The organism is uncultured Sphingomonas sp. (genome assembly GCF_964243315.1).
Taxonomy (GTDB): Bacteria; Pseudomonadota; Alphaproteobacteria; order Sphingomonadales; family Sphingomonadaceae; genus Sphingomonas.
The window spans coordinates 1-11,480 of the sequence record NZ_CAXTEM010000019.1; the positions used below are offsets into that span (position 1 = coordinate 1).

Genomic DNA, 11,480 nt, shown 5'->3' on the forward strand with positions numbered 1-11,480 from the left:
ACGCGGTGTTCATCACCACCTGGCTGCGGCAGGACAGCGAGGCGGAGAACATCCGCGTCAATTCGGCGATGGTCCGCAACCTGCTCGACGCGTTGCGCCCCAGTGGCAGCACGCGGCACGTCGCGCTGGTCACGGGTCTCAAACATTATCTCGGGCCGTTCGAGGCGTACGGCAAAGGCGCGCTGCCGCAGACACCGTTCCGTGAGGATCAGCCGCGGCTCGACATCGAGAACTTATATTACGCGCAGGAGGACGAGGTCTTCGCCGCGGCCGAGCGCGACGGGTTCGGATGGAGCGTCCACCGGCCGCATACCGTGATCGGCAAGGCGGTCGGCAACGCGATGAATATGGGCACCACGCTCGCGGTGTTCGCCACGCTCTGCCGAGAGACCGGCCAGCCGTTCCGCTTCCCGGGGTCCGCCGCGCAATGGGAGGGGCTGACCGACATGACCGACGCGTCGCTGCTCGCCGAGCATCTCCTCTGGGCTGCGACGACGCCGACGGCGCGCAACGAGGCGTTCAACGTCGTCAACGGCGACGTCTTCCGCTGGAGCTGGATGTGGGGCCGGATCGCGGCGTGGTTCGGGGTCGAACCCGCACCCTTCGACGGCGAGGTACGGCCGCTGGAAACCCAGATGCAGGGCGCCGAGCCGATCTGGCGGGCGATCGCCGAGCGCGAGCGGCTCGTCGAGCCCGATCTCGCCCGGCTGGCATCGGCCTGGCACACCGATGCCGATCTCGGACGCCCGATCGAAGTGGTGACCGATATGAGCGAGAGCCGGCGGCTCGGCTTCACCGCCTACCAGCCGACCGACGACGCCTTTATCGACCTGTTCGAGCGGCTCCGCGCCGACCGGCTGATCCCCTGACCGCGGCGGCGCCGCGCCGCCACAGCCCGGCGTGCGTGTCGATATACGCGGCGATCGTCTGCGCGATCCGCTCGTCATCCACAACCGACGGATGTGAGTTGCAGCCGGACAGCGCGAGGCCGGTGACCGGCGCGAAGACGATGTTCTTCATCCCCTCCCCGCGCAGCCGATCGACCGTGCGGCGCGCTTCCGCGGCGATCTCGCCACCCGCCATGTCGGTCGCCCAGACCAGCACATGCGCGGCGGGATCGCGGGCACGCAGGCGGCGCAGGAAGGCGGCATAGCTCGCCTCGAAATCGGCATGCAGCGCGGCGCGCGTCCGCCACTTCTCGCCGGCGTGCAGGGGCGTGGTGAAGTCGTTGGTGCCGAGCGCGACGACATAGATTTGCGGGTGCCAGCCGCGATCCGCGGCACGCTCGGCCTTGTCGAACAGGACGAAGGGATAGGCTTCGGGCAGGGTGTCGGCCGCGAACCCGTTATAGTTGCGCACCACGCCGCGACCCGAGATCGCGTTGACGCGGTAATCGGCATCGTAGCGCCGCCCGGTGATGCCCGCGATGCCCTGCGACGTGTCGGTGGTCGACCAGACCTCCGCCTGGGTGCACTCGCGCTTGGGCGAGGTGTTGCCGTAGCCGACGGTGTGCGAATCGCCGATGAACTCGATCTGCCGCGCACGGGCCGGCGTCGGCCGAGCCGCTGCGGCGTAGAACCCGCCGAACACGGTCGGCGCGGCCTGGCTCTCGCTCGCCACTTCGACCCGCAGCCGGTGGGGTCCGCTCGCCAGATCGCCGATCCGGTAGAGGCCGGGCCGTGGCTTGACGAGCGTCGTCACGGTCCGGCCGTCGACCAACACGTGCAGCGTCGCGTCGCCGGGCCCGACCTTCATCAGCGCCTCGCGGCTCTTGAAGGACGCCTCGAAATAGCTGCCGGGCCATTGGCGCCGCAGCCCGTCCGCCGACGCTGCCACCCTGCCCCCGACATGCAGCGGCAGCGGCCTTGCGGTGCCGACCCCGGACGTCACAGGGGTGACGGTGACCACGGGCGCCGCAGCGGTGAGGCCGAGCGCGATCAGTATCGCGATGCTCCTCATGCCTTCAGCCATGCGGGGAGTTCGTCCTTGGTGACGTAGCGATCCGACGCGAAATACTGCTTGAGCAGTTCCGGCGTGTTCTGGTCGCGGCCGGTCAGCCAGCGGGTGTGCCAGGTCATGAACCACAGCCAGTCCGCCTTGGGACCCAGCAGCGCAGGATCGGGCACCGGCCCGTTTTCGTGCAGGCAGATCGGCACGCTGTCGCCGACGATCGCCTTCACCTGCGCGAACATCGGCGCGAGATTGCCGTGATCCTTGGCATAGATGTCCGCCCCCGCGATATCGACCGTCTCGCGGCCGGGATACCAGGCGGCGTCGACATTCTGCCCCGCCCAGCCCAGCACCCACACCAGGTTGTCGAGGCGATGAACCCGCGTGTAGCGATCGTACATCAGCGCCCACAGCGCCTTCAGCGCGTCGGGCCCATGCTTGCCCCACCAGAACCAGTCGCCGCTGAATTCGTGGAAGGGACGCCACAGCACCGGTACGCGGCGGTCGCGCAGCACCGCCAACAAGCCGGCGATATGATCCATGTCGCGCATCATCGCGACGTTGGCGGGCGTTCCGGGCTTCAGCGCGGCGGCGACGTCGAAGTCCTTCTTGGAATTCTCGTACCCGGTGCCGATGTCGGGTGCGCCCCAATGCCAGCAGATGCTGACGATCCCGCCCGATCGCGACCAGGCCGTGGCGCGTTCGTTCACCGCCAGTTCGTCCTTCGGCTCGATATAATCGAACCCGACCAGCGCGGGCTGCTCGCCGGTCACGCGCTGGAGATAGTCGAGCTCCATCCGCGAGCCCTGCGGCGTGAAGTTCTGCTCCTGCTGCCCGGTCAGCGTCTTGCTGCGGTACAGGCTCCACAGATAGGCATAGAGACGCCGCGCCTCCGGGCTCGCGCGGGGGTTGCTCAGCGTGCGCGCGGCCGGGCTTTCGAGCGGACGCGCGCCGAGTTGTGCGGGCAGCGCCAACGTCGCCGCGGCCCCTGCCATCCCGGTGATCGTGTCTCGTCTCGTCAGCATCCTGATCGTCCCGCTACGTGTCGTATGCCCGCTGTCATAGGCCGGGCGGCTGAAACCTGTCGACGGTTATGCGTTCGGCATCAATTGTTTGCACCCAATCGCACGCCTTGCCCGTTGTTATGTAATCGGGAGATTATCGATGTCTGCATCTGCGATCGAACAGCCACCCCAGGTCGAGGCCGTCGAGGGCATGGTGCTCGTCGACAGCCGGGACGGTATCGCCTTCACCATGACGGGCGAGGCAGCCGTCGAGCTGTCGGAACGGCTGAGCGAGATCGGATTGCGCGCGATCGGGCAGCGCAAGCAGATCGAATGGAAACTGGACAGCCACCGAATTTAAGTTCGACGCGTCACACTAATCTAGCGCAATACGAAAAGCGTCCAAGTTATACGTGGATCAAAGCACGCCCGTGCCGCCCGGCTAGTTCTTCACAGGGGAGAACGACCATGAACGAGTCGAACACGGGCAGCTACTTCGCACGGCGCGAGCAGAAGGAACGTGAACAGGCCGCTCGCGCGACCGATCCGCGTGCCGCCGCGATCCACAACGATCTTGCCGATAACTACGCGAGGCTTGCGCGGCAGCAGATGCGACCGCGGCTAAGCATCGTCTGATCTTGGCGGCTCACCCGGTCGGGAAGCCGCGCTTTTCCAGCAGCGCCTTCACGTCCGGAGCACGGCCGCGGAACTGCCGATATGCCTCGGCGCGGTCGGACGAATTGCCCGGCGCGAGGATGTATTTGCGCAGCTTGGCGGCGACCACCGGATCGTACGGGTTGCCGGCCTCGGTGAACGCCGCGCCGGTGTCCGCGGCCATCGTGTCCGACCACAGATAGCTGTAATAGCCCGCGGAATAGGCGTCGCTCGAGAACAGGTGATTGAACTGCGGCAGCCGGTGGCGCATCGCCAGTTCCCGCGGCATTCCGATCTCCGTCAACGTTTCACGCTCGAACTTGTCGGGATCGATGACGCCGTCGGGGATCAGGTGCATCTTCATGTCGACGATCGCGGAGGATAGATATTCCGCGGTCTGGTAGCCCTGGTTGAACTTCGCCGCGGCCTCGACCTTCTTCAGCAGCGCCGCCGGCATCGGCGCGCCGGTCTTGTAGTGCTTGGCGAAGCGATCGAGCACCGGCCGGGTCAGCACCCAATATTCGTTCACCTGGCTCGGATATTCCACATAGTCGCGCGGCGTGTTCCCGAGCCCGGGATACTTGACCTCGGACAGCAGCGCGTGGAGCGCGTGACCGAATTCATGGAACAGCGTCTGCGCGTCGTCGAGCGAGATCAGCACCGGCTCGCCGGGCGCGCCGCGAACGAAGTTGTTGTTGTTCGAACTCAGCACGGTCTTCTTGCCGTCGAACGTCTCGTGGCTGCGATACGCATTCGCCCACGCACCCGACCGCTTCCCGCCGCTGGCGAAATCGTCGCGATAGAACAGCCCGCGGAACGCGCCGGTCGCCTTGTCCTTCACCTCCCACACGCGGACGTCGGGATTGAAGGTCGGCACCTTGCCGGTGATCTCGGTGAAGGTGATGCCGTAGAGCTGCTCGGCAGACCAATAGGAGGCCTGGATCATGTTGTTTAGCTCGAAGTACGGCTTCAGCTCGTTCTGATCGAGGTCGTACTTCGCCTTGCGGACCTTCTCCGCATAATAGAGGTAATCCCAGGGCTCGACGGTGATCGGCGTGCCCTCCTTGGCGGCGATCGCCTGCATGTCGACGACTTCCTCGCGGACGCGCGCGACGGTCGGCTTCCAGACCCGCAGCATCAGGTCCATCGCCTTGGCGGGATCCTTTGCCATGGTGTCCGACATCCGCCAGTTTGCGTGCGTGGCATAGCCGAGCAACCGCGCACGATCGGCACGCAGCTTCATGATAGCGGCGATGTCGGCATTGGTGTCGTTGGCGTCGCCATTGTCGCCGCGGTTCTTGAACGCTTTCCACACCTTTTCACGCAACGCCCGATCCGACGCGAAGGTCAGGAGCGGATCGACGCTGGAGCGGGTATTGACGATCACCCACTTGCCCGCCAGCCCGCGCTTGTCCGCCGCAGCCTTCGCCGACGCCTTCTGACTGTCGGAGAGACCAGCCATCTGCGCGTCGCTGTCGACGACGATGAAGGTGTTCTCATCGGCGAGCACCTTGGCCGAAAAGCCGGTGAACAGCGACGCCAGCTGCTGGTTGTATTGGCCGAGCTGCGCCTTCTGCGTCGCGTCGAGCTGTGCACCCTGGCGCACGAAGCTGTCATAGATCCGCTCGGTCAGCCGCGCCTGATCGGGGGCGAGTTTCGCACGACCGGTATAGACCGCCTTGATCCGCGCGAAGAGCGGCTTGTCGAAGGTGATCTCGTCGTTCGCCGCCGCGAGCTTGGGCGACCATTCCTTGTCGAGCGCCTGATAGGCCGGCGTGGTCACGTTCGAGGTCATCACCCCGAACAGCGTGCTGACCCGCTGCAGGTCACGGCCAGCGCGCTGCATCGCGACGATGGTGTTGTCGAAGCTGGGGGCGGCAGGATTGGCGCTGATCCTCGCGTAATCGGCGCGGCGCAGCGCGATGGCTTGCGTGAAGGCGGCCGGGAACTGCTCGGGCTTCACCTGGTCCCAGGGCGGCACCCCGCCATAGGGCCCCTTCCATGGCGCGATCGCAGGGTTGGCGGCGTCGGCGGTCGTCGTGGCGGCGGCGTTGCCCTGCGCGGTCACGCTTACGACAGGCAGGAGGAGGCCGACCGCGGCGGCGGTGGCGAGGAACATGATGCGCATGGAGGCTCCGACATCGGGTGCATGGTTGCCGCCTTGGTAGAAGCTCGATGCGACTTTGCAAACGGCCTTGGCCGCGCCTGCGTCAGCCGATCGGCACGCGGCGCAGATCGGCCGAGCCGAGATGCCAGCGCAATTGCGCGGGGGTGGCCCCGTCGACATCGTTGACCCGGCGGACGACATAGCTGCCCACGAACCGCTGCCGCGTGCCGTCGTCGAGCGTCGCGTCGACGGTGACGGGCACCGGCTGGTAGATCGATCCGGCCCCGGCATCACCCGGTTCGAGCCGCCCGATCGTCACACGGGTCGAGCGGGTATGCGCGAAGCCCCTGACGAACGCGGCGTAAGTCTTTCCCGGCCGGCCGTCGTCGCCCCATGACGTCCAGGCGGTGGCATAATCGCGGGCGTTGATCGCCAATAATAGCGGCGGACCAGCTCGGCCGCCGCCGCCGGGCTCTTGGGAGCGGGCGTGCAACCCATGCCCTCGAACAATGCACAGCTGCGCGCGATCTCTCCCTCGATCATCGCGCAGCTGTTCGCCGCATTGCACGGGGGATGCGTCGCCGGCGAAACGTTGCGGCAGATCGTCACCCGCTTGGCCGCCGAGGCCGCGCCGATCTCCGCCGCGCACGACAACGTGCGCGGCGGTACCGTCGGCGGCCGTGCGACGCTCGTCGGGGCTGGCGACGCCGCCGCCCGAACGTCGGTCGCGGACTGCGGCGTCGGACCGCACGCGCTTGTCGCCACCACTGCGGCGACAAGCCAGATCCTGCTCGGTCGTGTCTTCATGCCCGCATCATAGAGCATTTCGACCTGTACCCACGATGATCGCGCCGATTACGATAGCGCGGCCGTCAGAAGCCGACGCTGATCGTGCCGAACACCTGACGCGGCGCCACCGGAAACTGGTTGAAGGTGCCCGACGCGGCGCCGATGCTCAGCGTCGAGGCCGCGCGCTTGTTGGTGATGTTGGTGACGTTGAGGCTGACGTTGGCGGTACGCAGGATGCCACCATCCTCCAGCGGGATCCGCGCGCCGAGGCGGCCCGACATCGTGAAATAAGCCGGCACCGACAGATCGTTGGTGTAGGTCGCGTAACGCTTGCCGATATAGTCGCCGACGAGCTGGGCGTCGAAGATCCCGTAATTGGCGCTGGCGACGAACTTGTTGAGCCAGTCGGGCGATCCGGGCACGTTCTTGCCCGCGGTGGCGACGGTGGCGGTGCCCGTCGCGTAATTGTCCTGATAGCGCGAACGGTTGTACGACACCGCGTCGTAGAACGAGAAGTGCGACCCGAAGCGCAGCGTGCCCGCGATATCGACGCCATCGGTTTTCACCCCGCCGACATTGGCGAGCAACGCCGCGCCGCTGACGATCGAGGCGATCACCGGCGTCGGGCTGGTCCCGAGCAGGCGATTGCTGAAATCGACATGGTAGGCGCTGATCTGGCCGTCGAAGCCGGTGATCGGGCCAAACTGGACGGTGCGGCGGGTGCGCAGGCCGGCTTCGTAGGTCCAGCTGGTCTCCGGCTTCACGTCGCGCTTGAACAGGTCGAACGCTGCCTGGCTGCCGAGCGCGAACGGCGAGAGGCCGGCAGCGGCGCTGGTCTGGAACTGGCGGATATTCTGCTGCGCGTTGGCGAAGATCTCCTCGCTGTCGGTGACGTTCCACAGCGCGCCGATCTGGGGCAGGAAGTATTTGTGGGTGTTGATCGCGCCGACCGGCAGCGCGACCGATCCGGCGAAGGATCCCGGGATCGGCTGCACCGGCACGCGCTGCCGCGCATTCTGGAAGGTCGACTTGAAGCCCGCGGTCACCGCCAGCGTCGGCAGGACCTGCCAGTTGTCCTGGATGTGGGTCTGGTATTCGTCGACGCGGATCTCGCTGTGATATTGGGTGATCAGCGGGGTGAGGTTCTCGCGCGGGCGCTGATACGGGGTCGACGGATCGTTGATCGGCAGCGGATACCAGCGACGATACGCCGCCGAGCTCTGATGTTCGTACCAGGCGCCGAATTCGATCTTGTGGTTGCCGAGATCGAGCTGGACGCTCGACACCAGCCCGCCACGGTCGATCCGATATTCGGTGGTGCGCGTCGCGAAGCCCGAGCCACCGAACACCTGGCTCAACCGCGCGAGATTGGCGGGCGAGGTCGGGCTGCCACCGGTGCCGGGAAAGTAGAAGGAGAAGAGCTGCGGCAGGCCGGCGACGTCGATCGGCCCCGCGACCACGCCGACGCCGTCGTCGTGATGATAATAGGCCTGGTTGCTGAGCGTGACCTTGTCGTCGACCCGCCAGTCGTACTTGGCGTAGCCGAGATAGTCGGTGCGCTGCGCGTCGCTGTAATAGTTGCGGTAGTTGGGCCCGGCCGCGCGGTACGCACCCGACGACAGATAGCGCAGCGCACCCCCGAAATCGGGATAGAGGAACGGCCGCGCATAGGGTGCGGTGGCGCGGTTCGCGACGGTGATGACGGTGGCGTCCTCGTTGGGCTCGATCTTGTCGGAGAATGCCGCGTAGAGCGTCAGCTTGCCGTTGCTATCGTCATGGACGAACTTCGCATTGGCCTGATAGCCGCCCTGGATGCCGTTGAAGTCCCAAGCCTTCGCCTTCTGGCGCAGGCCCGCGATGTAGAACGAGTTGCCGTTGCCGAAAGTGCCGGTGTCCAGCCGCGCGAACAGCCGCGAGGTGGAATAGCTGCCGAGCGTCTGCTGGACTTCGCCGCCCGCCTCGCTGCGCGGGTCGCTGGAGAAGGTGTCGATGGTGCCGCCGAGATTGCTGGTCGATGCGGTGCCGAGATCGCCCGCACCGCTCGCCAGCGTCACCCGCGAAACGTTCTCCGAGATGATCGCACGCTGCGGCGAGAGGCCGTTGTAATTGCCATATTGTTGGTCGCCGAGCGGCACGCCGTCCAGCGTGTAGCCGAGCTGCTGCGCGTTGAAGCCGTGGATGAACAGCGAGATATTCTGTTCGTTGTTGCCCCATGGATCCGCCGTCAGGAAGGTCACGCCGGGCAGCGTCTGCAACGCCTTCAACGGGCTGACGCCGGGCAGGATCTTCTGGATCTCGATCCCGGTCACCTGGGTGACCGACCGCGTGGCGGTGCCGGTGACGACGATATCGCTCTGGGTGTCGTCGCCATCGGCCGCCGCGACGGGCGCGGCGCGATCGGCGTCCGGCACGGCAACGTCGGACGGCCCCGCCTGGGCGTAGGCGGGTGCGGCATGCGACAAGGACAGAGCGGCGGCGCCGGACAACAGGCCGGCGAACAGCTTGGAGCGCGAATTCATGTGATTTCCCCTGACCGGCGCTCTCGATGAGCGTCCATGACCAGGCTCTGCTAGGCACCCGATGCTACTCGCCGGTGACAGCGAGGTTTCAATTCGAAGACAGCGCGATCGCACGACGACGAACACCGCCGACACGAGGAACGCTCGCTGCGCTGCTTCGCTATAGCGTCACCGGACCCGTCGTCCGCAGTGAGGATCGTGATCATGCCCGACGAGAAGAGCGCCACCTTGTACCGGATGATCCTGCCGGATCATGTCTGCCCGTTCGGTGTTCGCGCCAAGGAAATGCTCGAACGGCACGGCTATGCCGTCGACGACCGCGTGCTGCGGTCGCGCGAGGAGGTCGACGCGTTCGAGCAACAGGAAGGCGTCGCGACGACGCCGCAGGTGTTCATCGACGGCGAACGGATCGGCGGCAGCGACGATCTCGAACGCTATCTGGCGGCATGAGCACGCCTGTTCCGATAGCATCGCCGGGAATGTCGCGCGGGCTGGCTTTGGCGGCGGTCGCGGGTGTGCTTGGCGCGAGCGCGTTGCTCGGGCGGCGCAACGCCCCGGACCCGTCGCACCCCGGCATCCGCCGCTGGTACAAGCGGCTCGACAAGCCGAGCTACACGCCGCCGGATGCGGTGTTCGGCGCGGTCTGGCCGGTCTTGGAAAGCGGACTGGCGGTTGGCGGCTACCGGTTGCTTCGCAAGCCGGCCGATGCGCCGCGCAACCTCGCGGTCGGATTGTGGCTGCTCAACACCGCGATGATCGGCGGCTGGACCGAATTGTTCTTCCGCAAGCGTGAGCTCGGACCGAGCGCGCTTGCGTCGGGCGCGATGATCGCGAGCGGCGGCGGCTATGTCGCTGCCGCCGCCCGTGTCGATCGCACCGCCGCCGCGGTCGGCGTGCCGTTCGTCGCCTGGCTGGGCTTCGCGACGCTGCTGGCGGAGCGGATCTGGGAACGCAATCGCGCGCCGAACTACGCGACGACGTGAGCGGACTGACGGTCTGGCACGACGGATCGTGCCCGCTCTGCCGACGCGAGATCGCGCTGATGCGCCGGCTCGATCGCGTCGGGGCGATCGAGTTCATCGACGCGAGCGAAGCGGAATCGACCTGCCCCGCAGATCGCGACGCGCTGCTCGCTCGATTCCATGCGCGCGAGGACGGCCGGATGCTGTCGGGCGCGGCAGCGTTCGCGGCGATGTGGCGCGCGATCCCGTCGCTGCGCCCACTGGGCCTCGCCGCGCGCAATCCGCTGGTGCTGGCGGTCCTGGAACGTAGCTATCGCCTGTTCCTGCGGGTGCGACCGTCGCTTCAAGTGGTCGCGCGCAAGCTGGAGCGGAACGCGTGACGCCGGAGGTTGCCGAGCCGGGCCAGGAGAGCGTGTGGGATTACCCGCGTCCCGCGATCGCCGAGCCTGCGCGCCGCCGCGTACGCATCGAACACCGTGGCGTCGTGCTCGCCGATACCCGCGACGCGGTCCGCACGCTGGAGACCAGCCACCCGCCGAGCTACTACCTGCCGCCGGCGGACATCCTGATGTCGGCGCTCCGGCGGTCCGATCGCACCTCGTTCTGCGAGTGGAAGGGACACGCGATCTATTACGACGTGGAGATCGCGGGCGAGGTGTTCCGCGACGTGGCGTGGAGCTATCCGACGCCAAGCGCGGCATTCATGATCCTGCGCGATCACATCGCGTTCTACGCCGCGCCGTTCGACGCTTGCCTCGTCGATGGCGAACGGGTGAGCCCCCAGCCCGGCGGCTTCTATGGCGGCTGGATCACCGCCGATATCGCCGGTCCGTTCAAGGGCATTCCCGGCAGCCGCTTCTGGTAGCCGGCTGAAGAGGGCAAGGCGCGCCACCGGCCCGCCCTATCCTTTCCTCACCTCATTGCGCAGCAGAGGGCGGTGCAGCGGCGCCACGCGGCGCGGGCATAGGCGGTGGGCCATCGCGGCCGGGCCCATGATCGTCGCCAAGCGGGTCTCCGGAACCGTGGCGCCCCTGCCGAGGCCCGCCGAGCGGGCCCAGCGCGGTGATCTTGTTGCCCGGCGCGACCAGGAACGCCGCATGAACCACGCCGCGGTCGAAGCGGCCTTGCACGGTGACCGGCTCCCCGATCGTCACGAGCTTGCCGTCCTCGCCCTCGCGCCCGGTTTCGACCAGTGCCCGCCCGCTGGCATCGGCCATGATGAAATTGTTGCCGTAGATTTCGGCGACGCGACCGCGGATCGTGACGATCTCGTCGGAGGCCAGCGCACGGATCGCGATCGGCTGGACCGGCGCCATCGTCACCTGCGGGCGGCTCTCTGCCATCACCACGGCGCCTGCCGCGCCGCCGAGGGCGAGCAATCCTGCACCGACGAGCGCGAACTTGCCGCGGCGGCCGATCGGCAGCGGGCGACGGGCGGTTTCGGGATGGTTGATGCTATCGGTCATTGACGATTTCCTCTTGGTGTCGATGCGGT

Annotated in this window: 14 protein-coding genes; 8 read left to right on the top strand and 6 right to left on the bottom strand. The window is 67.0% G+C overall.

Going from position 1 to position 11,480, the window contains the following annotated elements; translation table 11 throughout:
- A partial coding sequence (locus tag ACFE77_RS07845) for an SDR family oxidoreductase (RefSeq protein ID WP_375421078.1) occupies positions 1-869 on the top strand: 869 nt, incomplete at its 5' end.
- Here the strand turns inward: ACFE77_RS07845 and ACFE77_RS07850 are convergent.
- Together ACFE77_RS07850 and ACFE77_RS07855 are read right to left on the bottom strand one after the other, a co-directional pair.
- Complete coding sequence (locus ACFE77_RS07850) at positions 823-1,959, bottom strand: GDSL-type esterase/lipase family protein (protein WP_375421079.1); 1,137 nt, start codon at positions 1,957-1,959, stop codon at positions 823-825. The two genes, ACFE77_RS07845 and ACFE77_RS07850, sit on opposite strands and share 47 nt — an antisense overlap.
- Positions 1,956-2,975 carry a glycosyl hydrolase gene (locus ACFE77_RS07855; protein ID WP_375421080.1) on the bottom strand — a complete coding sequence of 340 codons (1,020 nt, stop codon included), beginning with the start codon at positions 2,973-2,975 and terminating at the stop codon, positions 1,956-1,958. Before ACFE77_RS07855 ends, ACFE77_RS07850 begins: the two co-directional genes overlap by 4 nt.
- A 139-nt stretch (positions 2,976-3,114) precedes the next feature.
- Here ACFE77_RS07855 and ACFE77_RS07860 point away from each other — a divergent pair, with 139 nt between their 5' ends.
- Positions 3,115-3,315: a hypothetical protein gene (locus tag ACFE77_RS07860; RefSeq protein WP_375421081.1), complete on the top strand. Its 201-nt coding sequence runs from the start codon at positions 3,115-3,117 to the stop codon at positions 3,313-3,315.
- Positions 3,316-3,422: 107 nt separating this feature from the next.
- Complete coding sequence (locus tag ACFE77_RS07865) at positions 3,423-3,590, top strand: hypothetical protein (protein WP_375421082.1); 168 nt, start codon at positions 3,423-3,425, stop codon at positions 3,588-3,590.
- Between the two features lie 10 nt (positions 3,591-3,600).
- Here the strand turns inward: ACFE77_RS07865 and ACFE77_RS07870 are convergent, their stop codons facing one another.
- Both ACFE77_RS07870 and ACFE77_RS07875 read right to left on the bottom strand, forming a co-directional pair.
- On the bottom strand, positions 3,601-5,736 hold the full coding sequence (locus ACFE77_RS07870; protein ID WP_375421083.1) for a M3 family metallopeptidase: 2,136 nt from the start codon (positions 5,734-5,736) through the stop codon (positions 3,601-3,603).
- Between the two features lie 82 nt (positions 5,737-5,818).
- Positions 5,819-6,151: a hypothetical protein gene (locus tag ACFE77_RS07875; RefSeq protein WP_375421084.1), complete on the bottom strand. Its 333-nt coding sequence runs from the start codon at positions 6,149-6,151 to the stop codon at positions 5,819-5,821.
- Between the two features lie 51 nt (positions 6,152-6,202).
- Here ACFE77_RS07875 and ACFE77_RS07880 point away from each other — a divergent pair, with 51 nt between their 5' ends.
- Entirely contained in the window at positions 6,203-6,535 is a 333-nt protein-coding gene (locus ACFE77_RS07880) for a hypothetical protein (RefSeq protein ID WP_375421085.1), read from the top strand.
- 52 nt (positions 6,536-6,587) lie between these two features.
- Here ACFE77_RS07880 and ACFE77_RS07885 read toward each other — a convergent pair whose 3' ends face one another.
- Positions 6,588-9,023 (bottom strand): TonB-dependent receptor, encoded by a 2,436-nt coding sequence (locus ACFE77_RS07885; protein WP_375421086.1) that lies wholly within the window; start codon positions 9,021-9,023, stop codon positions 6,588-6,590.
- Between the two features lie 204 nt (positions 9,024-9,227).
- Between ACFE77_RS07885 and ACFE77_RS07890 the strand changes: the two genes are divergently transcribed.
- The 4 genes from ACFE77_RS07890 to ACFE77_RS07905 are packed head-to-tail and all read left to right on the top strand — an operon-like array spanning position 9,228 to position 10,850.
- Positions 9,228-9,473 (top strand): glutaredoxin domain-containing protein, encoded by a 246-nt coding sequence (locus ACFE77_RS07890; RefSeq protein WP_375421087.1) that lies wholly within the window; start codon positions 9,228-9,230, stop codon positions 9,471-9,473.
- On the top strand, positions 9,470-10,006 hold the full coding sequence (locus ACFE77_RS07895) for a TspO/MBR family protein (RefSeq protein WP_375421088.1): 537 nt from the start codon (positions 9,470-9,472) through the stop codon (positions 10,004-10,006). Before ACFE77_RS07890 ends, ACFE77_RS07895 begins: the two co-directional genes overlap by 4 nt.
- Positions 10,003-10,365, top strand: coding sequence for a thiol-disulfide oxidoreductase DCC family protein (locus ACFE77_RS07900; RefSeq protein WP_375421089.1), 363 nt, complete (start codon positions 10,003-10,005; stop codon positions 10,363-10,365). Before ACFE77_RS07895 ends, ACFE77_RS07900 begins: the two co-directional genes overlap by 4 nt.
- Positions 10,362-10,850, top strand: coding sequence for a DUF427 domain-containing protein (locus ACFE77_RS07905; RefSeq protein ID WP_375421090.1), 489 nt, complete (start codon positions 10,362-10,364; stop codon positions 10,848-10,850). The genes ACFE77_RS07900 and ACFE77_RS07905 overlap by 4 nt, the downstream gene beginning before the upstream one ends.
- Before the next feature lie 52 nt (positions 10,851-10,902).
- On the opposite strand, the gene ACFE77_RS07910 is transcribed toward ACFE77_RS07905, so the two are convergent.
- Positions 10,903-11,451: a hypothetical protein gene (locus tag ACFE77_RS07910; protein WP_375421091.1), complete on the bottom strand. Its 549-nt coding sequence runs from the start codon at positions 11,449-11,451 to the stop codon at positions 10,903-10,905.
- Positions 11,452-11,480: the final 29 nt, after the last annotated feature.

Bases quoted from the DNA above. Each gene is read 5' to 3' on its own strand.
- ACFE77_RS07850 (WP_375421079.1), bottom strand. From the start codon at position 1,959: ATGAGGAGCATCGCGATACTGATCGCGCTCGGCCTCACCGCTGCGGCG.
- ACFE77_RS07855 (WP_375421080.1), bottom strand. From the start codon at position 2,975: ATGCTGACGAGACGAGACACGATCACCGGGATGGCAGGGGCCGCGGCG.
- ACFE77_RS07860 (WP_375421081.1), top strand. From the start codon at position 3,115: ATGTCTGCATCTGCGATCGAACAGCCACCCCAGGTCGAGGCCGTCGAG.
- ACFE77_RS07865 (WP_375421082.1), top strand. From the start codon at position 3,423: ATGAACGAGTCGAACACGGGCAGCTACTTCGCACGGCGCGAGCAGAAG.
- ACFE77_RS07870 (WP_375421083.1), bottom strand. From the start codon at position 5,736: ATGCGCATCATGTTCCTCGCCACCGCCGCCGCGGTCGGCCTCCTCCTG.
- ACFE77_RS07885 (WP_375421086.1), bottom strand. From the start codon at position 9,023: ATGAATTCGCGCTCCAAGCTGTTCGCCGGCCTGTTGTCCGGCGCCGCC.
- ACFE77_RS07890 (WP_375421087.1), top strand. From the start codon at position 9,228: ATGCCCGACGAGAAGAGCGCCACCTTGTACCGGATGATCCTGCCGGAT.
- ACFE77_RS07895 (WP_375421088.1), top strand. From the start codon at position 9,470: ATGAGCACGCCTGTTCCGATAGCATCGCCGGGAATGTCGCGCGGGCTG.
- ACFE77_RS07910 (WP_375421091.1), bottom strand. From the start codon at position 11,451: ATGACCGATAGCATCAACCATCCCGAAACCGCCCGTCGCCCGCTGCCG.